General features: G+C 60.8%; 23 protein-coding genes. 14 read left to right on the top strand and 9 right to left on the bottom strand.

Going from position 1 to position 23,743, the window contains the following annotated elements; all coding sequences use genetic code 11:
- Positions 1-30 precede the first annotated feature (30 nt).
- The 3 genes from KUV46_01780 to KUV46_01770 all read right to left on the bottom strand — a co-directional run bounded on the left by KUV46_01780 (position 31) and on the right by KUV46_01770 (position 3,349).
- Positions 31-369, bottom strand: a complete 339-nt coding sequence (locus KUV46_01780; GenBank protein ID QYJ01136.1) for a hypothetical protein — start codon at positions 367-369, stop codon at positions 31-33.
- A 139-nt stretch (positions 370-508) separates the two neighbouring features.
- Positions 509-2,005 carry a hypothetical protein gene (locus KUV46_01775; GenBank protein QYJ01135.1) on the bottom strand — a complete coding sequence of 499 codons (1,497 nt, stop codon included), beginning with the start codon at positions 2,003-2,005 and terminating at the stop codon, positions 509-511.
- Positions 2,006-2,149: 144 nt separating this feature from the next.
- Positions 2,150-3,349 carry an acyl-CoA dehydrogenase family protein gene (locus KUV46_01770; GenBank protein QYJ01134.1) on the bottom strand — a complete coding sequence of 400 codons (1,200 nt, stop codon included), beginning with the start codon at positions 3,347-3,349 and terminating at the stop codon, positions 2,150-2,152.
- 123 nt (positions 3,350-3,472) lie between these two features.
- On the opposite strand from KUV46_01770, the gene KUV46_01765 reads away from it, so the two are divergent.
- On the top strand, positions 3,473-4,285 hold the full coding sequence (locus KUV46_01765) for a Gmad2 immunoglobulin-like domain-containing protein (protein ID QYJ01133.1): 813 nt from the start codon (positions 3,473-3,475) through the stop codon (positions 4,283-4,285).
- On the opposite strand, the gene KUV46_01760 is transcribed toward KUV46_01765, so the two are convergent.
- Positions 4,282-5,019: an MBL fold metallo-hydrolase gene (locus KUV46_01760; protein ID QYJ01132.1), complete on the bottom strand. Its 738-nt coding sequence runs from the start codon at positions 5,017-5,019 to the stop codon at positions 4,282-4,284. The genes KUV46_01765 and KUV46_01760 overlap by 4 nt on opposite strands.
- Positions 5,020-5,124: 105 nt before the next feature.
- On the opposite strand from KUV46_01760, the gene KUV46_01755 reads away from it, so the two are divergent.
- On the top strand, positions 5,125-5,703 hold the full coding sequence (locus tag KUV46_01755; GenBank protein ID QYJ01131.1) for a hypothetical protein: 579 nt from the start codon (positions 5,125-5,127) through the stop codon (positions 5,701-5,703).
- Here KUV46_01755 and KUV46_01750 read toward each other — a convergent pair.
- Positions 5,700-6,212: a paraquat-inducible protein A gene (locus tag KUV46_01750; GenBank protein QYJ01130.1), complete on the bottom strand. Its 513-nt coding sequence runs from the start codon at positions 6,210-6,212 to the stop codon at positions 5,700-5,702. The genes KUV46_01755 and KUV46_01750 overlap by 4 nt on opposite strands.
- A gap of 127 nt (positions 6,213-6,339) precedes the next feature.
- Here KUV46_01750 and KUV46_01745 point away from each other — a divergent pair, with 127 nt between their 5' ends.
- The gene (locus KUV46_01745; protein QYJ01129.1) at positions 6,340-7,245 is read left to right on the top strand and encodes a M48 family metallopeptidase; all 906 of its coding nucleotides are present in this window, start codon (positions 6,340-6,342) and stop codon (positions 7,243-7,245) included.
- Here the strand turns inward: KUV46_01745 and KUV46_01740 are convergent.
- Complete coding sequence (locus tag KUV46_01740; GenBank protein ID QYJ01128.1) at positions 7,242-7,709, bottom strand: GFA family protein; 468 nt, start codon at positions 7,707-7,709, stop codon at positions 7,242-7,244. The genes KUV46_01745 and KUV46_01740 overlap by 4 nt on opposite strands.
- Before the next feature lie 192 nt (positions 7,710-7,901).
- On the opposite strand from KUV46_01740, the gene KUV46_01735 reads away from it, so the two are divergent.
- Both KUV46_01735 and KUV46_01730 read left to right on the top strand, forming a co-directional pair.
- Positions 7,902-9,860, top strand: coding sequence for a prolyl oligopeptidase family serine peptidase (locus tag KUV46_01735; GenBank protein ID QYJ01127.1), 1,959 nt, complete (start codon positions 7,902-7,904; stop codon positions 9,858-9,860).
- 95 nt (positions 9,861-9,955) lie between these two features.
- A complete protein-coding gene (locus KUV46_01730; GenBank protein QYJ01126.1) occupies positions 9,956-11,002 on the top strand; it encodes an SPASM domain-containing protein in 1,047 nt (348 codons plus the stop codon).
- Between the two features lie 110 nt (positions 11,003-11,112).
- On the opposite strand, the gene KUV46_01725 is transcribed toward KUV46_01730, so the two are convergent.
- Positions 11,113-11,754: a 2OG-Fe(II) oxygenase gene (locus KUV46_01725; GenBank protein QYJ01125.1), complete on the bottom strand. Its 642-nt coding sequence runs from the start codon at positions 11,752-11,754 to the stop codon at positions 11,113-11,115.
- 32 nt (positions 11,755-11,786) lie between these two features.
- Positions 11,787-12,962 carry a glutamine-hydrolyzing carbamoyl-phosphate synthase small subunit gene (gene carA, locus KUV46_01720; GenBank protein ID QYJ01124.1) on the bottom strand — a complete coding sequence of 392 codons (1,176 nt, stop codon included), beginning with the start codon at positions 12,960-12,962 and terminating at the stop codon, positions 11,787-11,789.
- 133 nt (positions 12,963-13,095) lie between these two features.
- On the opposite strand from carA, the gene KUV46_01715 reads away from it, so the two are divergent.
- The 4 genes from KUV46_01715 to KUV46_01700 all read left to right on the top strand — a co-directional run bounded on the left by KUV46_01715 (position 13,096) and on the right by KUV46_01700 (position 15,463).
- Positions 13,096-13,584 carry a GatB/YqeY domain-containing protein gene (locus KUV46_01715; GenBank protein ID QYJ01123.1) on the top strand — a complete coding sequence of 163 codons (489 nt, stop codon included), beginning with the start codon at positions 13,096-13,098 and terminating at the stop codon, positions 13,582-13,584.
- Between the two features lie 191 nt (positions 13,585-13,775).
- A complete protein-coding gene (locus KUV46_01710) occupies positions 13,776-14,201 on the top strand; it encodes a helix-turn-helix domain-containing protein (GenBank protein QYJ01122.1) in 426 nt (141 codons plus the stop codon).
- Between the two features lie 3 nt (positions 14,202-14,204).
- Positions 14,205-15,077 carry an alpha/beta hydrolase gene (locus tag KUV46_01705; GenBank protein ID QYJ01121.1) on the top strand — a complete coding sequence of 291 codons (873 nt, stop codon included), beginning with the start codon at positions 14,205-14,207 and terminating at the stop codon, positions 15,075-15,077.
- Positions 15,074-15,463: a DUF4180 domain-containing protein gene (locus KUV46_01700; GenBank protein QYJ01120.1), complete on the top strand. Its 390-nt coding sequence runs from the start codon at positions 15,074-15,076 to the stop codon at positions 15,461-15,463. The genes KUV46_01705 and KUV46_01700 overlap by 4 nt, the downstream gene beginning before the upstream one ends.
- On the opposite strand, the gene KUV46_01695 is transcribed toward KUV46_01700, so the two are convergent.
- The gene (locus KUV46_01695; GenBank protein QYJ01119.1) at positions 15,433-16,080 is read right to left on the bottom strand and encodes a TetR family transcriptional regulator; all 648 of its coding nucleotides are present in this window, start codon (positions 16,078-16,080) and stop codon (positions 15,433-15,435) included. The two genes, KUV46_01700 and KUV46_01695, sit on opposite strands and share 31 nt — an antisense overlap.
- 84 nt (positions 16,081-16,164) lie before the next feature.
- Here KUV46_01695 and KUV46_01690 point away from each other — a divergent pair, with 84 nt between their 5' ends.
- From KUV46_01690 to KUV46_01670, 5 genes are all read left to right on the top strand, one after another.
- A complete protein-coding gene (locus KUV46_01690; protein QYJ01118.1) occupies positions 16,165-16,980 on the top strand; it encodes a CPBP family intramembrane metalloprotease in 816 nt (271 codons plus the stop codon).
- 83 nt (positions 16,981-17,063) lie between these two features.
- Positions 17,064-18,881 carry a DNA primase gene (gene dnaG / locus KUV46_01685; protein ID QYJ01117.1) on the top strand — a complete coding sequence of 606 codons (1,818 nt, stop codon included), beginning with the start codon at positions 17,064-17,066 and terminating at the stop codon, positions 18,879-18,881.
- A gap of 59 nt (positions 18,882-18,940) precedes the next feature.
- Positions 18,941-20,908, top strand: coding sequence for an RNA polymerase sigma factor RpoD (gene rpoD, locus KUV46_01680; protein ID QYJ01116.1), 1,968 nt, complete (start codon positions 18,941-18,943; stop codon positions 20,906-20,908).
- 51 nt (positions 20,909-20,959) lie between these two features.
- A complete protein-coding gene (locus KUV46_01675) occupies positions 20,960-21,700 on the top strand; it encodes a DUF72 domain-containing protein (protein QYJ01115.1) in 741 nt (246 codons plus the stop codon).
- A 103-nt stretch (positions 21,701-21,803) separates the two neighbouring features.
- Entirely contained in the window at positions 21,804-23,741 is a 1,938-nt protein-coding gene (locus KUV46_01670; protein QYJ01114.1) for a hypothetical protein, read from the top strand.
- The last annotated feature ends 2 nt before the right edge of the window (positions 23,742-23,743 follow it).

Below are 23,743 nucleotides of genomic sequence, written 5' to 3'. Positions count from 1 at the left end.
GCCTTCTTCAATCAATGATGTGACTGGGACCTACCAGCGACGTGGGTCGGTCGGGTAGCGATCGTATGCGTCTGCATAGCCGTCGCCATCATAGTCCTGCTCATCGGCCTGGTCGCGAACGCCTGGCATGTCGCAGTCCTCGGCTTCAGTACAACCTTTAGCTGCGCCAGCTGCGCCGCCAAGTGCTGCGCCGATAGCGGCGCCGCGTCCGGCATCGCCGTCGCCCGTATTGTTACCGACAACCGCGCCAGCGACGGCACCAAGGCCTGCGCCAACAGCTGCGTTGCGTTCGGTGTAGCCCGACTGCGTGCACGCGGCCATCAGAAGACCGGTAGCAGCGATCGCGGTAGTTTTAAGAAGCGTATTCATGGGTAGACCCCTTCTCTTCGAATATGAGCAGATCAAACGAAGTGAAAACCTGCTGGTTCCGGTCGTGACAGAGAAAAAGTCGGAAGCTGAATTACAAATGCTTTAGATGAACAGCGCACAACAGAATTGGGCGCTATTTCTACTCTATAAGCCGGGCAATACGCGCAGGTTGGATGGCCACGGGCACATCGGTCTTGCCGGGGTTGAAGTCGATGCGCAGCACGCCAGTATCGCGCAGGGAAATCCGGTTCGCGACAATCTGCAGAAGCGGAGATGACTGATCGCCCGCGCCGGAGCCGCTGATGAAGAAATTCTGGGTTGGAAGATAAATCAGCCCGATCATGCTGAGCGCGCCATGACCAGTAAGACGTGAAACGACAGGCGTGCCGTTCACAGCCGTGTTGCGGCTCTCTGCAACAGCAATGCCGGCCAGCGGGCCATCCGTTGGCGCGGAAAGGTCGAGGCGCGCCTTATCGCTGACGCGCAGATAGGCGCCCGGTCCGGTAAAGATGAGGGTGACGCCTTCAGCGGTGACGGTTGCCTTGCGCGTCACCTCCATCGGGGCATCCTTGATGAAATAGGTGCCCGGTTGCATGCGAACGTGACCATAGGCGATGTCCAGGCCGCAATAGGTGCCCGGCGTCAGCGTGTCGGTTTCCATGTCGAACTGGCGGTCGAGGATGTAGAGCGCATTCAGGAGATTGTCGGTGACGGCCAGCAGGTCAAAATCGCTGAGGCCCGTACCTGTGGCACGGTCGCTTGGGCAATTGGGATTGTTCTGACCGGCGCGGGTGCCACAGGCATTTTCCAAGCCGGTCGGGCGCTCATCATCATCCTCATCATCGTCGTCGTCATCATCATCGCCGCGACCATTGTTGCGGTTCTGACGGCGAAGCAGGCTTTCGAGCTGGCGCTCAGTCTGGCGGACGACACTCAAAGGCGGATCGAAGTCCGGTGATGGGCTGCATGTCCCGGCAGTCGGCGGTGTCCAGTCATGCAGTGGGTCGGGAATCGGGTCACACTGCTGGTTGGGAAGCGGCGAAACGCTCGCGCGGTGCGAGCGGTCGACAAGGCCGGAGGCGCAGAAGCTCTTGGCCTCTGCACGCCCACCTTCAAGCAGCATGGACTGGCGCCCTGTATCGTTTGACCAGACGATGCACCCTTCTGCGGTCAATCGCGCAAGGTGCTTCAATGCAATGCCCGACTGCTCATTCGGGCTGAGCGCAAGCATACAGAGCGGGAAGCCCCAGGTGGATGAGGCAACCGCGCGCCTTCGGATCGGGGCGGTGGCATTGTTCCCCGAGAAGCGCGCGAAGAAATTGACGGGCTGGAATTCGAGCTCGACGGCGAGCTGCGTGTGCTGGCCATAGGCGTCCTCGGTCACCGCATCGACCACCAGATCAGCAAGAGCGTATTCGGAGTTTCGTTCCGCCAGGACCTTCGCCTGCTGGCGGGCCGCTTCCAGCCTGTCGGCGGCGCGCGGCGAGGAGGAGTTGAGGAAAGCCGTGGCACCGCCAAGCGCGGCAGAGTCTGCTGCTTGCTGGACTTTTGAACCGGACCGCGAATCCATCCCCAGCGCAAGTGTGGCCGCGACCAACGCAAGGATAGCCATGATGCTGATGGCGAAAATTGGCATCGTGCTCGCACGCTCGCATGCGAGATATCGTCTGGCTGAGAAGGTCAGATGCCGATGCGTCACCATCTTCCTATCGCAGAAGCGCTTGAAGATGATGCTAGGTAACTGTTTAAAATTTTACCAAATTGGGTAGGCGTCTAACCTTTAGAGGCCAAGCACACGTTTCGCGATGATGTTGTGCTGGATCTCGTTCGTGCCGCCATAGATCGACTGGGCGCGGGTCCCGAAATAGGTCGACACGCCCGGCGCCGCATGGCTGGTTGCCATTCCGCCTTCAAGCCAGTCGGGGCTGACAGAGTCGGCAAAACCGCGCTGGGCATTGAAGCCTGCGGTGTCGAGATAGAGTGTCGTGATCTGCTGGGCCGTCTCGGTCGCAAGGATCTTGACGATGGAGGCTTCCTTGCCGGGTGCGCCGCCATCTTTCACCGCTGAAAGGACGCGCAGAACAGTCATTTCGAGGCCATCGACGGCAAGGTCAGCCTCGGCCAGCTTGCGGGCAAAGGCCGGGTCATCGATCAGGCGGTGATTGCCGCCATCAGGCACAGATGACGCGATCTTGCGGATATGGGCGAGCTGCTTTCGCTTACCGCCAATGCGCGCATAGGAGGTGCGCTCATGGCCGAGCAGGTACTGGCTATAGGTCCAGCCCTTGCCTTCCTCGCCGATGAGATAGTCGGCAGGCACGCGAACATTGTCGAAATGCACCTGGTTGAGGGCATGCTTGCCATCAATCGTGATGATGGGCGTCACGGTGATGCCGGGCCGGTCCATCTCCGCGATGATGAAGCTGATGCCTTCCTGCTTCTTGCCGGAGCTGTCGGTGCGCGCGAGGCAGAAGATCCAGTCGGCATGCTGGGCAGCCGACGTCCAGATCTTTGTGCCGTTGAGGACGTATTCGCCCCCCTCCTTCACCGCAGAAAATTGCAGCGAGGCGAGGTCAGAGCCGGCTTCCGGCTCTGAATAGCCCTGCGCCCAGCCTTCGCGGCCATCGCGGATACCCGGTAGCCAGCGCTGTTTCTGCTCATCCGTGCCGAATGTATAGATGATCGGGCCGACATAGACGACGCCCATCGGGGTGACGGTCGGTACGCCTGCGCGCTCCAGCTCCTCGTCGAAGACGTATTGTTCCTCAAGCGACCAGCCGGGACCGCCATGTTCTGCTGGCCAGCCTGCCGCGAGCCAGCCCTTGCTGCCCAGCGCGGCTTCAGACTTTCGCACCTCTTCAGTCGTCAGCGAGGCGCCTTTCGCCGTCTTGGCGAGAATGTCCTTGGGAAATTCGTTTTCGAAGAAAGCGCGCACATCTGCGCGAAAATCCTCGAGCTTCGGGTCTGTCTTGAGGTCCATAAGCGCACTTTAGCTGACGCGCCTGCCAACGTCAGCCATGACCCTAGGTCAGAGAGGGTGGGAGAGCGCCGCTCTCCTATGTTACGCTCATGAAAAGACACGCCAGAAACCGAAGGGTCCCTCATGAAACGTCTATTGATCGCATTCGTGCTTGCAGGCTGCTCTCCGAACATTTCGCAGGAGCCGGAACAGCCAATTGGAGAGGGCGAGCAGGCCGAAACTGGCGCGAGCGATGTCTCGATGGAGCTGACGCTGAACGATCTCGAGCCGGGCGATGAAGTGACGTCTCCGCTCCGTTTTTCAGGCAGCGCGTCTGGCCTCTGGTACTTCGAGGGGGACTTCCCGGTCCGCATCGTCGATGGCCAGGGCAATGTGATCGCCGAGTCCTACGCCTCGTCCCAGTCAAACTGGATGACAGAGGAACAGGTCCCGTTCGAAGGCGAGATCACTTTCGATGTGACACAGCCGACCGAAGCAACGCTGATCTTTCAGGAAGACGATCCGAGCGGCATGAAAGTGCCAGCAGAGCATCCGGTCGCGGTGGTTCTGGTGCCGTCGGCAATATCTTATGAAAGTGGTCACCGCATATCTGACGATGTCTACGTTCCGGAAGGCGCCCGGCTCTTAAACCCGCAGCAGGCAACGGCTGAAGCGTCCTTCTTGCATTTCGAGGTTGAAGAATCGCTTGCAGATTCAATCGCCGATATCCGGGGCGGCATGACAGAACTAGAGTGGAGCGAGCCAAGCTCGCGAGAGGAGCCGAACGACAGCCGTATCTTCCTCAGGTTTGAGAAAGAGGGACGAACGGTTATCTACATATTCGAACCTGCAGAAGAAGAGGCCACCAGCCGACTTCGAGTAGTCGAAGTTCCGGAAGAGAAACTCCGACTAGTTATACAGGCCGAGCCATTCCCTTGGGAGCGAAAGCAGGACTAGCTATACCGCTTCGACAGCTTCTGGTCGATTTCGCTGGCGGCCTGTTTCTCTGCGCCAGCATAGCCCGTCAGGGCATCTGCGACGAAGGGATTATCCTGACGCTCCTGACCGAACGTGCTCATCGGGCCGTGGCCCGGGATGAAGCGGATTTCAGGGCCGAGCGGCCAGAGCTTCGAGGTGATCGAGTCGATCAGCTGCGTGTGGTTGCCGCGCGGAAAATCGGTGCGGCCGATTGAGCCGCGAAAGAGGACATCGCCCACAAAGGCTAGCGCGCCGCTTTCATTATAGATCACGACATGGCCGGGCGTGTGACCCGGTGTGTGGGCCACGCCGAATTTCACGCCGTCGAGCTCCAGCTCATCGCCATCGTCGAGATAGCGGTCCGGCGTCACGTTTTTTCCGTCTGTGATGCCATAGCGCTGACCGGAGGACTCAATCTCATCCAAAAGCCACTGGTCGTCTTTATGCGGGCCGATGATCTCACAGCCAGTACGCTCTTTCACGGCGGCGGCAGCGCCTGCATGGTCCATATGGCCATGGGTCAGCCAGACGCCGACGATCTTCACGCCAAACTCCTTGGCCGCGCCCATCAGTTTGTCGATATCCCCGCCCGGATCAACAAACACGCCTTCCTTGCTCTCGATCGACCAGATGAGAGAGGTGTTCTGCTGTAGCGGCGTCGTCGGAATGACGCGGATTTCGAGCTTGGGCTTGTTCTGGGCTTGGTCTGTCATGCGGTAAATCTAGTCATGGAAGCCTGAAGCGCAATGCTATCGGCGCGGTAAGTGTTTAGGCTAGGATCGATCAGGTGATGGCACAAGCATGAGCGGGGAGCTTCGATGGCAGGTGATGCAGGCGGGCTGATGACAGCTGGCGAACTATGGCGCGAAGCGATGCGCCTGTTTTCGAATTTTCGCGGCATGCGCCCGCGCAGGTCGTGGATGAGCGGGCTGAGCGTCGGCACTGGTCCGAAACGCCTCGAACGACTGACAGGCTCAAAGGGCGCTGCGCAACTCATGCCAAAGCTGGAAAGGCTCTCTGACAGGGAACTTGTCATCTTCCGGACCTATGCGCGGATCAATCTGGAGCAGGCCGAGGCGGCGATGCGGCTCAGCCTGATCGCCAATATCACCATCCCCGTCGGCTTCCTTGTGATCCTCAATCAGTTCTTCCCGGGAACGGTGCTGGAGCTGGTCGAGTATGCCGGTCCTGAAGCCATGCTGGTTGGCGTCGGGCTAGCGGCGGGCCTGCTGCTCATCCTGATCTGGTACAGTTATGCAGGCGTCTTTCAGGCGCGCGACATCTCCCATCTGGCGGCGATTGCCGCAGCAAAGCGCGGCGCGGGTGTTTCTGATCAGGAAGGTAGTGGAGATAGCGATGAGCCGGGGCCGCTGGAGGCGGTCGAGCCGCTTCTCTAGCTGGCCGGTTTCCAGCGCGCGAAGGAGAGCCGCATGGTCGCGATATTGTTCAGGATCACGCCTGCCGCGAAATAGTAGAGCCCGATGCGCGGGTGAAAGCCGACATAGGCCATGGTCTGCGACAGGCCAATGAGCAGGGCCGCGAGAAACACGTCCAGCATCGACCATTTGCCGAGCACGTTGAGCCACCAGGCGAGCTTCGGGCTGGGAGGCGCGCCGCGCCGGAAGATGATGGCGGCGATGAATGTCTTTGCCAGCGGGAAGACACCGGAGAAGAAGACCACCACCATGCCGAGGAAAAAGAGGTTGAGTTCAATCAGCGTCTCAACCAGGCCCCAGAGATTGTACTCGATCATGATGCCCACATAATTCGGCTTCATGATGGAGGGCTGAGAGATGCCCATGATGATCAGCGCAACGGACGCATAGAGCGCCCATTCGGCGATAACGTCGATGATCTTGCTGGGCAGCGGCGTGCGGCTGGCTTGCTTTTCTGGGGTGTCGGTCATCGCGGGCGAGACTTGTCAGACATTGTGGCCTTGTCAACGCTTCCAGGCCTCAACTCTTTCAAGAGGGGGGCTTTGGAACTAGTTAGGTTGGGAAGCTCATCACGCGCAGCAAAAGCGAGGCACACACTTGGGACGTTTCATTGTTATTCTTCTCGGGCTGGCGGGGCTCGCCTTCTATTATTTCACCAATCAGGAAGTGAACCCTTTTTCGGGTGAGCGGGAATTCAATGCGATCTCGATCTCGCAGGCGAGTGAGCTCGGCGCGCAATCCTATGCGCAGATCCTGCAGCAGGAACGGTCGAACGTGCTCTGCCTTGATCGCTGCCAGAGCGAGGTCGCCCGGGACGTTGTGGATGAAGTGCGTGCCATTGGCGAGCGCCTGCAGCGCGCCGCCGTGGAATATGAGCGCGATCTTCTGGCAGCCGGGTGGGACTTCACCCCCGTCTCAGAGGATTTCGCGTGGACCTATAATGTCATCCAGTCTGATCAGCCCAACGCCTTCTGCCTGCCGGGCGGCTATGTCGCCGTCTATACGGGCATCCTTGATGTGACCGGCAATTTCGACGGGCAGGTGACGCTGGCCGACCTTGAGGACCCGGACAAGCTGGCCGTCGTCATGGGCCATGAGATCGGTCACGCCATGGCGCATCACGGCGCCAAGCGGATGAGCCAGAGCCAGCTTGCACAGCTCGGCATGGCAGCCGTCAGCGTCGGTGTTGGCGATATGGACCCCGGCCAGCGCCAGATGGTGCTGGGGGCGATGGGTGTCGCGGCGCAGGGCGGTATGATGGCCTTCTCGCGCCAGCATGAGACCGAAGCCGATCGCATTGGCCTCGAGCTGCTTGTGCGGGCCTGCTATGACCCCCGTGAGGCACCAGAGCTGTGGGAGCGTATGGGCTCTCTCGGCGGCGGTCAGCGCCCGCCTGAATGGATGTCGACCCACCCGGCCTCAGAGACCCGCGCGCAGAATTTCCGCGACTGGATGCCGGAATATGTCGAAATGTATGAGGCCAATTGCGGCCCGCTTCGCTAGGCGGCTGCGGCCGCCGCTTTTGCATAAGCCTCGATCAGCGGGCCCATATCGTCAGGTCCTGGAAAGCGCTCAAAGCCGTGCGGCGCGCCGGTCTCGGCCCAGCTGAGCTTTTCGGCCGTCTGGGTTTCGACGAAGGGCGTGTACCATCCTGTCTTATCGAACAGGGTCGCGCGGACATTGACCATGAAGTCGAGCGCGGCAGGCCGCGTAAACATCCAGCTCATGCAGTCAGGACAGAAGAAGTGCGGGAGGTCGGGTCGCTTCAGCCCGCCAATGACCGGCTCGCCCCTGATGACTTCGAAGCCTTCCGCCGGGAAGGCAACGCTGGTGGAGAAGGCGCTTCCCGACATTCTCTGGCAGCCCGTGCAGTGGCAGGCCATTGTGATGAGCGGCGGCTGCGTGACTTGGAAGCGGACTGCGCCGCAGCGGCATCCGCCTTCAGCGGGGAGGTCGGGATGTTTCATGGGGTGCTCCAGTCGTTATCGGGCCTGCTATCTGTCTGCCCTATTGCTCGCGAACGCTTCAACCGGGCACGTCATTAATCCAACTTCGGAAAAGGCCTGCGGCCTTCACGAGTGAGGCAAGGCGCCTATAGTCATTCCTGACAGGTTGGCGGTGTCCGCTGCTGGCCATTTCACGCGATCAGGAGACACTCAATGTTCTACAAGACATCCGCCCTTGCCGGTGTGGCTGCGGCAGCGCTCATCTCGGCCCCTTTCGCCAGCGCACAGGAGGCGATGGCGCCGACGACTGCCGAACGCGTGACCGAAGGCAACCTTGTCATGGAGAATATTCCGGACATCCCGGAAGCGGTGAGTGAGAAGCTTCGCCAGTATCAGAATGTGCGCACGCACGGCTTTGCCGACTGGACCGATGAGGGCGTGCTGATCGCCACCCGCTTTGGCGAGGTCAGCCAGATCCACCAGGTGAAGACGCCGCTTGGGGCGCGCCGTCAGGTGACCTTCTACGATGAACCTATTGGCGGCGCATCCGTCAGCCCGGCTGGCGGCAGCTTTGTCTTCTCGAAGGATACAGGCGGCGATGAGTTCTATCAGGGCTACCTTTTCGACATGGCGAGCGGCGGCGTCACGCGGTTTACCGAAGCGGGCACGCGCAATGGCGGCTATGTGTGGACCGATGATGGCTCGCAGGTCTTCTTCTACGAAGCCCGCGATGGAGACGCCGACTACGACCTGAAAATGGGCAATCCGGCTGACCCAGCCAGCATTGAGACCGTGTTCGAGGGCGACGGCACAGGCGCGCTCTTCCCGGTCGATTTTTCCGCCGATGGCAGCATGGTGACCATCCAGCGCTACATCTCCATCCAGGACAGCGACATCTTCACTTTCAATGTCGCAACAGGTGAGATGACTGAAATACGCCCCGGTGAGGAAGTTGCCTATGATGGCCTGCACTTCCTGCCAGATGGCAGCCTGCTGACCTCCACCGATGCAGGCTCGGAGTTCAAGAACCTGGTCCGCCTCGTGCCGGGGTCTGATGAGATGACTGTCTACACCACCGATATCGATTGGGACGTCGAAGGCTATGACCTGTCCCCGGATGGCAGCACGGTTGTATTTACGGTCAATGAGGGCGGTCTCGGCACGATCAAGTTGCTCGATATTGAGAGCGGCGAGGTGACCGACGGCCCAGACCTTCCGACGGGGATTGCGGCCGGCCCGCAATTTGACAGCACGGGCAGCCGCGTCGGCTTTACCTTTGTTGGTGCGACCAGCCCAGCTGATGCCTGGTCCTTCGATGTCGAGACGCTGGAGCTGACCCGCTGGACCGAAGCCGAAGTCGGCGGGCTTGATACTGCCGCCTTCGTCGAGCCGGAGATGTTCGACTATCCGAACGCTGACGGCATGGATATTCCGGCCTTCGTCTATCGCCCGGCAGGCGAGGGGCCTTATCCGGTCATCTTGTCGATCCATGGCGGGCCTGAAGGCCAGTCGCGGCCTTACTTCTCCTCGACCTATCAGTATTGGGCGAACGAACTTGGCGCGGCCGTCGTCGTGCCGAACGTCCGTGGCTCTGCCGGTTATGGCAAGACCTATGTGAGCCTCGACAATGGCCTAAACCGCAAGAAGTCGGTCGAGGATATCGGCGCGCTGCTCGACTGGATCGATGGGCAGGGCGACCTCGATAGCGACCGCGTGCTGGTCTATGGCGGCTCCTATGGCGGCTATATGGTTCTGGCCTCGATGGTCGATTACAATGACCGCCTCGCCGGCGGCATCGACATTGTCGGTATCTCTGACTTCAAGACCTTCCTTGAGAACACCAAGGGATATCGCCGCGACCTTCGCCGCGCCGAATATGGCGATGAGCGTGACCCGGAGATTGCGGCCTTCTTTGAGGAGATTTCCCCGCTGAACAATGCAAGCGAGATCACCAAGCCGCTCTTCATCATTCAGGGCGCCAACGATCCGCGCGTGCCAGCATCCGAAGCTGAGCAGATCCTTGAAGCGGTCCGCCAGAATGGCGGCGAGGCGTGGTTCCTGCTCGCCATGGATGAAGGCCACGGCTTTGCCAAGAAGTCGAACCGTGACTTCCAGCGCGAGGCCGAAACCCTGTTCCTTCAGGATGTGCTGGAGCTGGACGGCGCTGAGTAACCTTCCGTCATCAGAGCAAATTCTCGTGACTGGCCCTCGCAAGGGCCGGTCACTTGCTTTAGCGCTGGAGGTTGAACCAGACGGCGGGAAGCAAAATGCAGTCTATCTACTGGGTCCTTACCTGGGCCTGCCATCGCAAGTGCAAGCACTGTTATGACGACCGTTTCCGGCCCTATGTGCGCGATGCCCTGAAGAATGTCGTCGCCGAGGGACAGACCTCGTATGAGCGTATCCTCGCCAATCTGCCCGACGATATGAGCTGGGCTGACCCGCAAAACGGCACGCGTGAGCGCACAAACCTTATCCTTGCAGGCGGCGAACTGTTGATCGACGGGGTGCGCGAAGAGTTGTTCTATCCAGTCCTGCGGGCGATCAGGGCGCGCTGGGGGGCGAAGGCGCCGAAAATCTCCATGCAGATGACAGGTGATGTGCTGACGCCGCAAATCCTCGATGAATGCCTCGAGCTTGGGGTGGAGAGCATCGCCATCGCCTCCATCGACGATTTCCACGTCGGCATGAAAGGCGAGAAGAAATTCCGCTTCATGCAGGAGATAAGGGAGCTGATGGCGTCGCGCGGCGTCAGCGAAGTGTCTTTGGGCGGGGCGAAATCGAAGAAGCTGAACATGCCAGCACAACAGGAAAAGCGTCCCGATGGGCCGACCTTCCTGTTCTTCGGGGCTCAGGAAGATCTCTGGATCGGGGAGCTTTGGCCGCGTGGGCGGGCCTGGGCCAATGGCCTTTCCAATGCGGGCTATGATACGAATTTCTGCGCGCGCTGGTCTGGTGGCAAGAACTTCCTCCACCTTGGGCAAGCCGGCTCAGAAGTGGCCATCGAGCCTGACGGGTCGATTTATCCGTGTTGTCTCAAGACCAAGGCCCCGCTTGGCAAGCTGACCGAGGAGCGGCTCGAGGACATCCTGACCAGCGTCGGAACGCTGCCAGAGATACAGGCGATCAATCGCGGCGCGCCGGACGCCATGATCGAGGATGCCGACGCCTTCCGTGCCATGTCTAGCGCGGTCGACGGGGCAGGGCGAACCGTCGAGAATATGTGCATCGGCTGTGACCGCTATTTCGAGACGACGCTTGGGCCGAAGCTGAAAGCGCTGCGCGAAGAGCGGTTGGCGGCGCTGGCAAGCTGACCCCTCAACGTACTCATCCTGAGCGATGTCGAAGGACGAGGGCGTCTGCGCTGGCTGCTCGCCTCGTGGTTCGACTTCGCTCACCATGAGGCTGTGTTGGGTTTGAGAAATTAGCTCAGCGGATCGATGCGGCCGACGCCGGACTGGTTGACGCGCCACCAGCCGGCAAGACCGTAGCGGGTTTCCTGCGTGACTTCGACTTCGTGTGGGATGGCTTCTGACAGCATCAGAACGACGCCGCCCGGCTGCGGAATGATGCGGGCGGCGGGGGCGTCCTCCTCGCCTGCGCCTTCATCCCACACTGCCAATGCACCGCCGCGACCCTCGTCCCAGTCTTCGTTGAGATAGGCGACAAGGGAGACAACGCGGTTTCGCGCGCCTGCAAAACTGTCGAGGTGGCGGTCATAGAAGCCGCCGGGCGGGTAGACGGCAAAGCAGACTTCCATCTCGAACAGGCCGAGCATCAGTTCGCGGTTGAGCGCATTGCGGAGCGTTTCGGTCCAGCTGCGGAAGTCCTGCTGGGCTGGCGTCGAGCCATCGAACCAGGTGATGCGCGTGCGCCGGACAGAGCGGTCGACATGGAAGTCGTCCTCACGGCCTATACCTGCAGGGCCAAGGTCAGAGGCTGCATCGCGGGCGATGAGTTCAGCGCGCAGCGCCGATGTCAGCGCATCCGGGAGCAGGCCGGGCTGCCAGCTCCATCCTTTGGTTGCGAGATCGTCGGCAATGGCGCCGATACGATTGTCCCCCACGCAAAGCGCTTCAGGGGGAGGGGAGATGGCGTTCAGCTCTGTTGGTCCTTCATGAAGCCTGCAAAGCGCTGGAACAGGTAGAAGCTGTCCTGCGGGCCGGGGCTCGCCTCGGGGTGGTGCTGGACCGAGATGATCGGCTTGCCTTTGACCCGAAGGCCCGAATTGGTGCCGTCGAAGAGCGAGCGGTGGCTCTCCTCAACGCCGTCCGGCAGCGTCGCGGTATCGACGGTGAAGCCGTGATTCATGGACACGATCTCGACCTTGCCGGTCTCGAAATCCTTCACCGGGTGGTTCGCGCCGTGATGGCCCTGCGGCATCTTCCTGGTCTGCGCCCCCAGCGCGAGCGCAAGAAGCTGGTGGCCAAGGCAGATGCCAAGCAGCGGCTTGCCACTATCGATCAGCTTCTTGATCGTGTCACCGCAGCGTTTGATGGTCGCGGCCGGGTCACCCGGGCCGTTCGACAGGACGACGCCGTCCGGGTTCAGTTTCATGATCTCTTCAAACGGCGTGTCGCCGCGAACGATGGTCGCGCGCGCACCAACATGGGCGAGGTTGCGCAGGATGTTCTTCTTCACGCCATAGTCGAGCACGACGACGTGGAAGTCTGTCTGCTCATTATTGGCAAAGCCGGTGGCAAGGTCCCAGAGGCGCTCGGAATTGTCATAGGCGGCATCGCCAACAACATTCAGCGCGAGGTCAGCCGCTTCGAGGCCTTCCCAGGCGCGGGCCGCTTCGATCAGCGCTTCGACGTCGATCTTGCCGTCCGGGGCGTAGGCGACGGCGCATTTCGGCATGCCGCCCTCGCGGATGATGCGGGTGAGCGCACGCGTGTCGACATTGGAGACGGCGGTGATGTTCTTCTTCGCCAGCCAGGCGTCGAAATGATCGCGCGAGCGCCAGTTGGACGGCGGCGAAATTGGCTCGCGGAAGACGGCGCCCGTCGCGGCGCGGCCTGCCTCAGCGGAGGATTCTTCATGGTCTTCCGGGTTCGCGCCGACATTGCCGACATGCGGGAAAGTGAAGAGCACGACCTGACCTGCATAGGACGGGTCGGTGAGGATTTCCTGATAGCCCGTGATCGATGTGTTGAAGCAGAGCTCCCCCACTGCAACGCCTGCGGCGCCGGAACCGTGGCCGAGGAAAACCGTTCCATCTGCCAGCGCGATCGCGCCAGTTGCTGGTGAATCAGGTTGATTTCCGGTGGTCATGCGCGTATCTCCTCGCGTCCTGTCAGACGCCATTAGGGATTCGGTCACTAACAGACCTCATCCTCCGGCGGCGTGAGATAGGCGTGCAGTGACCCGGGCGTCAAGTTCGAGGTCCATGTATAAAAGAGCAGGTATGGGACAGACAGAAGTTTCTCCAGCTAACACGATCCGCGACCGTGTTTTGATCGCACTCCAGAAAGCTGAAGTCGACGATGCCGAAGGCATCCGTGCGCGCACGCTGCGTCTGGTGAGCTGTGCCATGCGCGATCGTGACGTCACGGCCCGTGGACAGGGCCAGTGCGCGGGGTGCGAAGACACTGAAGTTCGCAAGCTGCTCGAGATCATGGTGGCCCAGCGCGAAGTGTCGGCCCGTGAGTTCGACGAGTCAGGCCGCATCACGGATGCAGAGCGTGAGCGCGAGGAAATGGAGATTCTCCAGTCCTTCCTGCCGCAACCGCTTCAGGGCGCTGCCCTGGAAAGTGCCGTCGATGCCGTGGTGAACGATCTGGAAGCGACCAAGCTGAAAGATATGGGCCGCTGCATGGCAGAGCTGCAAAGCCGCTATCCCGGCCGCATCGACACCGGTACCGCCGGCAAAGCCGTCCGTCAGGCGCTGCGCTAGGCTCAACCCGGTATTCTTAATCCTAATTCGAAAAGTCGCTCCGGCTCAGAGAGCCAGGAGGGCCATGCGCTTGACCGGTGTACAAGGACGCGTGCGGGCCCGGTACACGGCATTATTGGCCCGTAAAGTTCCATAAACGTCCTTATTGACTCCATTTATTGTGCATTTATGTAATAATAAAGGAGCCGACCATGTCACGCCCACTGTTAACAGCCGAAGACGTCGCCGAAGAGCTTGGCTTACACGCGCGCACGGTACGCAGGCACATCCGTGAGGGGCGGCTTGAAGCCCAGAAGGTCGGCAAGTCCTGGCGCATCACGCGTGAGGCCATGTCCCGCTATGCGGGGCTTCCCGAAGCGCCTTCAGTCGGCGCGCCGCCGAGGCATGTCGATGCCTCTACTATTGTCGAGATTGAGGGAATCAGCCGTGACGAGGCCATGCGCATGACGGACGGGATCGTCGCGGCGTCGAATGGGCGACGCGGCGATGCGCCCGCCCTTCGTGTCGAGACGGTCTATGATGAGGCCCGCCAGCGTCTCAAAGTCGTATGTCTGGGCGGCGTCGGTGCCAGCATCGCAGTACTTGGCCTGATCGAACTCTATACCGGTCGGGACTGACCCGTGGCCGACGTCTTCAAGAGCGAGGCTGGGCGCCAGGCTTTAGAGGCGGCCTATAGAGAGCTGCTGACCTATTGGCCAGTTCCGGCAGAGCCACGCAGGATTGAAACGCGTTTCGGAGAGACGTTCGTCATTGTCTGCGGACCTGAAGATGGCCCGGCGCTGTTCCTGCATCACGGCTCGTCGGCCAATTCGGCGAGCTGGATGCTTGAGATAGAGGCCTATGCCAGTGACTTTCGCTGCTATTGCGTCGACATGATCGGCGAGCCGGGCCTTTCTGCACCTGTACGCCGTCCGCTGGCGAGCGAGGACCATGCGCTCTGGCTGGACGATGTCATGCAGGCGCTGGGCGTCGAGGCTGCGGCATTCTGCGGCGTGTCGCTCGGCGGCTGGCTGGTTCTCGACTATGCGCACCGCCGCCCGGGCCGCGTGCGCGCACTGGCCGGTATCGTGCCCGCAGGCATAGGGCGGCAGAAGAATTTCCTGCTCAAGGCTTTCCCGCTTTTCTTCATGGGCAAAACGGGCGCGCAGAAGATCCGCGAGCTAATTCTGGGTCCAGCCCCCGATGAGGAGAACACTCCGGCAGAGGTTCAGCGTTTCGGAGCCTTCATGAACCTTGTCATGGATCAGGCACGTCCGCGCTTCATGAAAATACCACGCCTGACGGATGAAGAGCTGGCACGTCTATCCATGCCTGTCCTCATCATCGCGGCGGGCCGGGACGCCCTTATCGATTCGGCTGATATCCGCCGACGGGTCGACGCGCACGCACCGAAGATCGAGGTGGATTATCGACCCGAAGCCTATCATTTCATTGCCGATGCCGCAGGCAAAGTGTCGGACTTCCTGCGTCGTAAGACGGGCACGCTGGTATGACAGCGACGATAACCGAAGCGGGCGGGACGACCGTTGTCTGGCTGGATGCGGACGGCCCCCTCCTTGCAGGTGAACAGGACGCCAGCGATGTCCTGTCGGAGGCCTTTTCAACGGATGCGGACTGGGTCGCGATTCCGGTCTCACGGCTTGTAGACGGGTTTCTCGATCTCAGCACGCGGCAGGCAGGGCGCTTCATCCAGAAGATCATCAACTATCAGCTAAGCGTGGCCTTCATCGGCGACATCTCGGCCAAGGTCGACGCGAACAGCGCGCTCAGGGACTTTGTTCGCGAGTCCAATCGGGGGCCGCGTGTGTGGTTTATGGCGACGAGATCCGAATTTGAGGCTCGCCTCGATCAGATATCTTCCAAGGACAGATACCCATAGACAATGTCGGCAATCTCGTTCGCGAAGGCATCGCCTTCTGCGGTGACGACGTATCCCGGACCGTCCTCATCGAAGAGGGCTTTTTCGACGAGCGCCGTGTTGGCGATGTAGATCATCATCTCTGCCGCGCGGTCGAGATCTGACTGGCCGATCCTGTCTTTCACAAGCTCCAGAAAGGCCCGGTTGCCCGCAAGCGCATCCTTCCAGAGCTGCTTCCAATCCTCGCCGATCAGCTGCGGGCGAAGCCGTCCCTGCAAGTGCACCGCGCGCAGTATGTGGGCTTGCTCACGGATGAAGCTGTATGCCGCTCGCATCTGCCTGCGAAGGAGCTGGCGAAGGTCGGCGGATGTCACTTCCTCGACCTGGACCGCGGCGGTTTCCATCTGCAGCGCGCTGCGGGTCTTCCAGAGCTCGAACAGGAGCGGGATTAGCGCCTCCTTGTTCTCGAAACGGCGGTATACGGTGCCGACCGCGACGCCTGCCTCGGCTGCAAGGTCGGGCACCGAAATCGCGTCAAAGTCTTTCTCCCGCAGCAGCGCCTCAAGCGCATCCATCAGCTTCTGCTGGGTCTTCATGGACCGCGCCTGCGTCGCTGGCCGGGCAAAGCTGTTTGACATCGGAGCTTCTTTCCCATATGTGAATGTGAATTCACCTTCATATTAAGCGAGAGTGAGCGAACTTTCAAGCAGCAGAGGGCTGCAATGACATCGCCGCGCGTCCAGTTTGCGAAGCGCGGCCTCGACAGGTGGCACATGGAAACTTTCATTCAGACAGAACGCGAACTCGTTATTGGCCTTGGTGCGATCCTGCTTCTCTGGGTCTGCGGCATGGCCTCGGACATCTATCGGCGCATTCGCAAGCCCGCCCGGCCGACGCGCAGCCCTTTCATTCACTGGACCGTGACCGGATCGCTTCTCTGGCTGCTCTGCGGTATCAGTCTCTGGGCATGGACCTCGTCAGGCCGGTCACTGGAGACGCTCGGCTTTGCGTGGGGCAGCGGCATCGGCATGTTCGCGGCTTGGGCGGTCGCGCTCGGCTTTCTCGCGCTTCAGATCGCCCAGCTACCCGCGATACGCCGTGATGCAGAAGTCCAGGAGACGCTGCGCCAGTCCATGTTCGGCTCGGGCGACTATGACGCGCTGATGCCGCGTCGCCGCCGCGACTGCTGGGGATTCTTCATGGTCGCGGTGACGGCAGGCATCACCGAGGAAGTCATCTTCCGCGCCTTCCTCATCAGCGTACTGGCGCTTCTGATGCCGCTCTGGATGGCGGCGCTGGCCGCGATCGGTGTCTTCATCCTCGCCCACATCTATCAGGGCGTGCAGGGGCTGGTCCGCATCCTGCCGGTCACCATCATCATGACCCTGACCTATGTCCTGTCTGGCTCGCTCTGGCCGGGCATCATTGTCCATGTGGCGGTCGACGTCATGGCGGGGGTCATTGCTTGGATCCTGCTGCCGCGCGAAGGCTATATCTGCGTGGAGGAGGAGGCAGCGGCAGGCGCCGTTCCCGCCTAGTTATCCACAGGCCGGAGCGGGGCTGTGGATCGCCGCATTGGAGAGTGGCCCTTGGGGCGGCATCTGCGTTACACTGAGCGTTCATGTCAGCTTCCATTCGCATACCAGATGGCTTCGTCGAGGAGTTGAAGGCCCGCATCCGGCCGTCCGATGTCATCGGGCGCAAGGTGAAGCTGAAGAAGCAGGGCAAGGAATGGGTCGGCCTGTCGCCTTTCACCAATGAGAAAAGCCCGAGCTTCTACGTCAACGACCAGAAGCGCATCTTCAAGGACTTCTCATCCGGCATTGGCGGGGACGTCATCTCCTTCGTCATGGAGACCGAGCGGCTGTCCTTCATGGAGGCGGTCGAGAAGCTTGCCGATGAAGCGGGCATGCAGCTTCCCAAGGCAACGCCGCAGGACGAAGAGACCTATGACCGTCGCAAGCGGCTCTATGCCTGCTGCGAAGCGGCCTGCAAGTTCTTCGAGGACCGGTTGCGCGCGGCAGAAGGCACCGAAGCACGCGAGTATCTGGAAAATCGCGGGCTAGGCGCGGCGGCCTGGGCGCGTCACCGGCTCGGCTATGCGCCCGATGACTGGCGCAAGACGATCGACCATCTGAAAGCCGAAAGTTTCGGCATGCAGGAAATTATCGATGCGGGCCTCGCCGTCGTCAAAGAGGGCGGGGGCGATCCGTATGACCGGTTCCGTGGGCGCGTCATCTTCCCGATCACCGATGTGCGCGGCCAGGTCATCGCCTTCGGGGGCAGGGGGCTGCAGCCGGACGCCAAGCCGAAATACCTCAATTCCAATGACACAGAGCTCTTCCACAAGGGGCGCGTCCTCTATCGCTACAAGGATGCGCGCGAAGCCTTTGGCAGCACCGATGAAGGTGGGCTGATCGTCACCGAAGGCTATATGGACGCTATCGCCATGGCAGAGGCGGGGATCGGCCATGCCGTCGCCCCGCTCGGTACGGCGCTGACCGAAGACCAGCTGGCGCTTCTGTGGCGCGCAGGGCCAGAGCCGGTTCTCTGTTTCGATGGTGACGCAGCGGGCCTTCGCGCCGCTTACCGCTCGATTGAGCGCGCGCTGCCGCACCTTCAGCCAGAGCGGACCTTGTTCTTCTGTCTGCTCTCTGGCGGGATGGACCCGGATGACCTCATCCGCCAGTCAGGCCCCGAAGCGATGAAGCAGGCACTGTCCAACTCAGTACCGCTGATCGAGGTGCTCTGGCGCCGGGAGCGCGACGCAGAGCCACTTGATACGCCCGAAAGGCAGGCCGGGCTCGAAGCGCGTCTGATGCAGGCGGCGGCTACGATCCAGCATGCAGGCGTGCGCGCGGCCTATGAGCAGGAGCTGAAATCCCGCAAGAATGACCATCTCTGGCAGATGCGCCGGCGCGCGCGCGGCCCTGCGGGGCGGTCCGATGGGCCGGTCAAAGGCGCCCACCAGACAAGTGCGCCAGCCAAGACGCGGGGCCTCGGCCTGCTGGTGCGCGCCATTGATTCGCCCCATCTGATCGATGTCGGATTTGAGCTACTCTCCATGGCGATCTTCCTTGATGAGGATGTCGCAACCTTGCGCGATGTGATCATTTCGTGGCCTGACGCAGGCGCAGGTGTTGACCGCAGCGCAATCGCGACCCATTTAGTGCAGTCTGGAAACATGCGCGCTGCTGACTTGCTCAATTCTTATCCCGCAACAACTGCTATAGCTCCCGATGGAGCTGACGAACGGGAATGGCTTATCGCCCTCGAGCAATACGTGGCCCGCGACGACGCCAGCGCATTTGGCGACGTTGCCAAGGCTGAGGTGACAGCGTCACCTGAGAATTGGCGACGGCGTCGGCATGAAGTGGCGGAACGTGAGGCACGTGTGGCGCGTCTCAATGAAGCAGCAGAACAAACCGATCAGGACTGATCGGCCAGTTGATTGATTGAATGTTGCAGGGGGCATGCTGCAACAGGCGGGAGAGTTAGATGGCGAAAGCCCAGAAGCGTGACAATGAAGGCGCCGAAGTCGAGACCGACGACCGTCCGGTGCTCGATCTCAACGACTCGAAGATCAAGAAATTCATCAAGCAGGCAAAGTCCAAGGGCTATGTCACGCATGAAGAGCTGAACAACGTCCTTCCATCGGAGGAGCTGTCCTCCGACCAGATCGAAGATACGATGTCGGCCCTCTCTGAAATGGGTATCCAGGTCGTCGAGAACGAAGACGAAGTGGAAGGCGCGTCCAAGGGTACGGCTGTCGCCAAGACGGGCACCAGCGGCGCAGTTGCCAAAAAGGGCAATGCACGCGGCTCTGACCGTACCGATGACCCTGTGCGCATGTATCTGCGCGAGATGGGCGCCGTTGAGCTTCTGTCGCGTGAAGGCGAGATCGCGATTGCCAAGCGTATCGAGGCCGGCCGTGATGCCATGATCCGCGGCCTCTGCGAGAGCCCGCTGACCTTTGAGGCCATGATGGTCTGGCGCGATGAGCTCATGAATGAGCGCATTCTCCTGCGCGACCTCATCGACCTTGAAACGACCTATGGCGCGGAGAACCCGACGCCAGAACCGCGCGAAAAGACCGAGGAAGAAAAAGAAGCCGAGGCGAAAGAGCGCGAGAACGAAACGACCGAGGAACGCCTTGCCCGCGAAGAACGCGAGGACGAGGAAGAAGGTCAGGCCATGTCCATGTCGGCCATGGAAGCCGAACTTCGTGACGGCGTGCTTGGCAAGCTGGACGAGATCGCGCTCGCCTTCGGTCAGTACCGCAAACTGCAGGAGCGCCTCGTTGAGCGCCGCATGGCCGGCAAGGCGCTGACCGCCGATGCGCGCGAAGAGTATGACACGCTGGCCCAGTCCATCGTCGACAATCTCAAGACGATGCACATCAACAATGCGCGTATCGAAGCGCTTGTTGAACAGCTCTACGCCATCAACAAGAAGCTGATGGGCCTTGAAGGCAAGCTCATGCGTCTGGCTGACGCGAAGGGCGTGCCGCGCAAGGAATTCCTCGAAAGCTATTTCGGCAACGAGCTGAATCCGAACTGGCAGGAAGAAACGCTCGAGAACGCGAAGTCCAAGAAGAAGTGGGAAAGCTTCTTCGAGAGCCAGGGCGATCAGATCGGCGAGATCCGCGAAGAGATCACGGCCGTTTCGCAGGAGATCGGTATCCCGATCGACGATTTCCGCCAGATTGTTCAGCGCGTCCAGAAGGGCGAACGCGAAGCCCGCGTCGCCAAGAAGGAAATGGTTGAGGCAAACCTGCGCCTCGTGATCTCCATCGCCAAGAAATACACCAATCGCGGCCTGCAATTCCTCGACCTGATCCAGGAAGGCAATATCGGCCTGATGAAGGCGGTCGATAAATTCGAATACCGCCGCGGTTACAAATTCTCGACCTATGCGACCTGGTGGATTCGTCAGGCGATTACCCGGTCCATCGCGGACCAGGCCCGCACGATCCGTATTCCGGTGCACATGATCGAGACGATCAACAAGATCGTCCGCAGCCAGCGCCAGATGCTGCACGAGATTGGCCGCGAGCCGACCCCGGAAGAGCTAGCTGAAAAGCTTGGTCTGCCGCTGGAGAAGATCCGCAAGGTCCTCAAGATTGCGAAAGAGCCGATCTCGCTCGAAACGCCGATTGGCGACGACGAGGACTCGAATCTCGGCGACTTCATCGAGGACAAGATGGCGCTGTTGCCTGTCGACAGCGCGATCCAGTCCAACCTTCGCGAAACCACGACCCGCGTGCTCGCCTCGCTCACCCCGCGTGAGGAACGTGTCCTGCGCATGCGCTTCGGCATCGGCATGAACACCGACCACACGCTGGAAGAGGTCGGCCAGCAGTTCAGCGTGACGCGCGAACGTATCCGTCAGATCGAGGCAAAGGCGCTGAGAAAGCTCAAGCACCCAAGCCGGAGCCGCAAGCTGCGGAGCTTCCTGGATACTTAAGTTTGAAAAGGCGGTCCCACGGGCCGCCTTTTTTGATCGGAGCATTGATCTATGATCCACCCCATTCGCATCGGAATTGGCGGCTGGAATTATGAGCCCTGGGAGGAAACCTTCTACCCGGCTGACCTCGCAAAAAAGCGCCAGCTTGAATACGCCTCGCGCCAGCTGACGGCGATCGAGATCAACTCAACCTTCTATCGCAATCAAAAGCCTCATGTCTTCGAGAACTGGGCGGAGCAGACCCCCGATGGTTTCAAGTTCACAGTGAAGGCGCAGCGTTTCACCACGTCTCGCAAAACCGCCGCTGAGATGAAGGAGGCTATCGACTGGTTCGTCTCCGGCGGCGTCACGGAGCTTGGCGACAGACTGGGTGCAATCAACTGGCAGTTTCCCGAGAGCCGCAAGTTCGAGGCCGATTATTTTTCAGCCTTTCTCGGCGCGCTTCCAGCAGAGAGCGATGGCGTGCAACTGCGCCACGCCATCGAAGTGCGCAACGACACGTTCAAGACCGAAGCTTTCACCGACATGCTGCGCCAGCACGATTGCGCGCTTGTCTATTCTGACGCCGAGGACTGGCCGATGCCGGACGTGGAGACGGCGAGCTTCGCCTATGCGCGCCTTCAGGAGAGCCGTGAGACATACAAGGCAGGTTATGCGCCCTCAGCGCTTGATGAGTGGGCGGGTACGCTGAAGGCGTGGTCGAAGACGCGCGATGTCTTTGCCTTCTTCATCTCAGGCGCAAAGGCCCGTGACCCTCTGGCGGCACGGGAACTCATTGAGCGAATAGGCTGACGGTCTCGCAATCAACCTCGCGATTGCAGGGTTTGTCGTTTTCGAAGATATCTTCTCCTGAGCGAGACTGATTTCGGTCTCAGTTTGTGGGTGGGGACGTTGCATGATGCGTGGGGGAATTCTGGCGGCCTTGATCGGGCTGGTCGGACTGGTTGCGGCACTGCCGGCCTCAGGGCAGGGGATCTGCCCGTTTACGGACTCCTGCTGCCAGAAGCAGCGCGGCGGTATGTGTATCCGGTCGCAGATCAATAACGGCGTCCCGGTCGAGCAGTGGAACGACGTGACGACGACCGCTGGAGGTCTTCGCTATGTGCTGAAGCCGGATGAGCGTCAGCGGCGCGGCTACACGTTCGGCCTTGCGGCACACGACAATGACATCAAGGTGCGCCCTGTCTGCGAAGAAAGACTGCCGCTGGTGCGCGAGGAATATGTCGCTTGCCGAACAGGCAGCACGCTGACGGTGTATCACCAGACGGGCCGGAAGATTGCCGAAGTCGCCAATTCAACCGCGTTCGATACCAATGATTTCGCCCCCGGCGGCTATATCGCCTATCACGGCGATGTGTTGATGGCACGTCAGGACACAGGCGAGGGTAAGCGCTACGTCATCATCGACCAGACGAGCGGAAAAACGGTGACTGCGCCTGCGGGCGCAGTCATCCTGAACTGGATACGCTTCCTCTGGCAGAAAGACTATGACGCCTATATCAACCAGACGGGTGACCGCCCGCTTGATCGCGGCGCAGCGCAGGTGCTCGCCGTCCCCGTTGGTGAGGTGCAGCTCGGCCCGGGTCTTGGCACGCAGCCGATATTTCATCCGCTCGCAGATGATGGCGCGCCGATGGCCCTCCCGGATGGCGTGCGAGGCGTGGTGCGCACGGACGCCTATCGCCAGCCATTCGGATACGCCGTGGTGAAGGATAGCCCGGCTGGTAGGCGCTATTTGCTGTCAGCCAAGGGCCCTCGCGCGGCGATTGCGGAAAGTGCATCGCTCGAAAGCTATCTTTCCCTTGATCGCACCACCACCGGGGCCGCGCCAAAGCAGCGTTTCTATACGGCAGCGACAACCGAGGATGGGGCCGGTGTCGTTACAGAGTATTGGGCAAACACCAAGGTCATCCATGAGGGGGGCACAAGCGGCACCGAGGCGCTTGCGCAATGGCGAAGCCAGCGTGACGCCGCGATGGCGGCAACGCAGGCAGAGATCAGCGCGCGGATTACAAGAGAACGTGCCGAGCGAGAAGCTGCCGAAGCCGCAGAGGCTGCGCGGGTCGCGGGCCTGAGGTCGGCGGCAGAAAAGTGCCACGCCGTGCTGGTGGCGGCCATTCGCGAAGGGCGCTGGAGCGAGATCGACGAAGCAAGCAGGACCTATGGCCTTCGCAATGAGGGCTGGGTGCGCGCCGGGCTCATTCCCGGCGATCCAGGCGCCTGCAATGACTATTACAGGCCCGCATACACAGCGACGTTCGAAAATTCGGACCTGCTACAGCTTGCGCCAGTATCAGACCTCGTTGCTGCAGCACGCATTGAGCCGAATGTAGATGCGAAACGAGCAATGTTCGAAGCAGCCCGCAAACGCGGTGAGACGAGCATGCTGATCGAACTCGCCCAGCTCTATCGCGCCAGCCGCCAGCTGAATGATGCCTGGGCGGCCTATGCTGAGGCAGCTCGTGCCGGCAATGGCGCTGGTTATTATTTCATGGGTGAGATGGAGCTGCCTAGCGCCCCGCATAACCGGCCGGGCCGCACCAACTACGCCGACCATGAGGAGAACCTCGAATTCTACAACTATGTCCTCGGCTACTATAGCGAGGCAGAAGCGGCGGGCTACGAACCGGCAAAGGCAAAGATCCAGTGGATCTGGGAAAAGATATTCGACTATGAGGAGAAGATCGAGAACAATCAGAGGGCGGATTATTATCGCAACCGCGCGAACCTCTGGCGCACCTGTGTACGCGGTGGCACGCCGGGTTACGAGTTCACGTGTTATACGGACAGCCAGGGCCGCCGGGTGAGCCCTTATACAGGTATGCCCTATTAGAA

The sequence above is a fragment of the Thalassovita mediterranea genome, from assembly GCA_019448215.1.
GTDB lineage: Bacteria > Pseudomonadota > Alphaproteobacteria > Caulobacterales > Hyphomonadaceae > Henriciella.
This window is presented reverse-complemented; position numbering and strand designations above follow the sequence as displayed.

What these genes read in the sequence shown, in the direction of transcription:
- KUV46_01700 (QYJ01120.1), top strand. Translation starts at nt 15,074, where the DNA reads ATGACAGCGACGATAACCGAAGCGGGCGGGACGACCGTTGTCTGGCTG.
- KUV46_01715 (QYJ01123.1), top strand. Translation starts at nt 13,096, where the DNA reads ATGGGACAGACAGAAGTTTCTCCAGCTAACACGATCCGCGACCGTGTT.
- KUV46_01780 (QYJ01136.1), bottom strand. Translation starts at nt 369, where the DNA reads ATGAATACGCTTCTTAAAACTACCGCGATCGCTGCTACCGGTCTTCTG.
- rpoD (QYJ01116.1), top strand. Translation starts at nt 18,941, where the DNA reads ATGGCGAAAGCCCAGAAGCGTGACAATGAAGGCGCCGAAGTCGAGACC.
- KUV46_01735 (QYJ01127.1), top strand. Translation starts at nt 7,902, where the DNA reads ATGTTCTACAAGACATCCGCCCTTGCCGGTGTGGCTGCGGCAGCGCTC.
- KUV46_01740 (QYJ01128.1), bottom strand. Translation starts at nt 7,709, where the DNA reads ATGAAACATCCCGACCTCCCCGCTGAAGGCGGATGCCGCTGCGGCGCA.
- KUV46_01675 (QYJ01115.1), top strand. Translation starts at nt 20,960, where the DNA reads ATGATCCACCCCATTCGCATCGGAATTGGCGGCTGGAATTATGAGCCC.
- KUV46_01695 (QYJ01119.1), bottom strand. Translation starts at nt 16,080, where the DNA reads ATGTCAAACAGCTTTGCCCGGCCAGCGACGCAGGCGCGGTCCATGAAG.
- KUV46_01750 (QYJ01130.1), bottom strand. Translation starts at nt 6,212, where the DNA reads ATGACCGACACCCCAGAAAAGCAAGCCAGCCGCACGCCGCTGCCCAGC.
- KUV46_01730 (QYJ01126.1), top strand. Translation starts at nt 9,956, where the DNA reads ATGCAGTCTATCTACTGGGTCCTTACCTGGGCCTGCCATCGCAAGTGC.
- KUV46_01710 (QYJ01122.1), top strand. Translation starts at nt 13,776, where the DNA reads ATGTCACGCCCACTGTTAACAGCCGAAGACGTCGCCGAAGAGCTTGGC.
- KUV46_01670 (QYJ01114.1), top strand. Translation starts at nt 21,804, where the DNA reads ATGATGCGTGGGGGAATTCTGGCGGCCTTGATCGGGCTGGTCGGACTG.
- KUV46_01755 (QYJ01131.1), top strand. Translation starts at nt 5,125, where the DNA reads ATGGCAGGTGATGCAGGCGGGCTGATGACAGCTGGCGAACTATGGCGC.
- KUV46_01770 (QYJ01134.1), bottom strand. Translation starts at nt 3,349, where the DNA reads ATGGACCTCAAGACAGACCCGAAGCTCGAGGATTTTCGCGCAGATGTG.
- KUV46_01760 (QYJ01132.1), bottom strand. Translation starts at nt 5,019, where the DNA reads ATGACAGACCAAGCCCAGAACAAGCCCAAGCTCGAAATCCGCGTCATT.
- KUV46_01765 (QYJ01133.1), top strand. Translation starts at nt 3,473, where the DNA reads ATGAAACGTCTATTGATCGCATTCGTGCTTGCAGGCTGCTCTCCGAAC.
- KUV46_01690 (QYJ01118.1), top strand. Translation starts at nt 16,165, where the DNA reads ATGACATCGCCGCGCGTCCAGTTTGCGAAGCGCGGCCTCGACAGGTGG.
- KUV46_01775 (QYJ01135.1), bottom strand. Translation starts at nt 2,005, where the DNA reads ATGCCAATTTTCGCCATCAGCATCATGGCTATCCTTGCGTTGGTCGCG.
- dnaG (QYJ01117.1), top strand. Translation starts at nt 17,064, where the DNA reads ATGTCAGCTTCCATTCGCATACCAGATGGCTTCGTCGAGGAGTTGAAG.
- carA (QYJ01124.1), bottom strand. Translation starts at nt 12,962, where the DNA reads ATGACCACCGGAAATCAACCTGATTCACCAGCAACTGGCGCGATCGCG.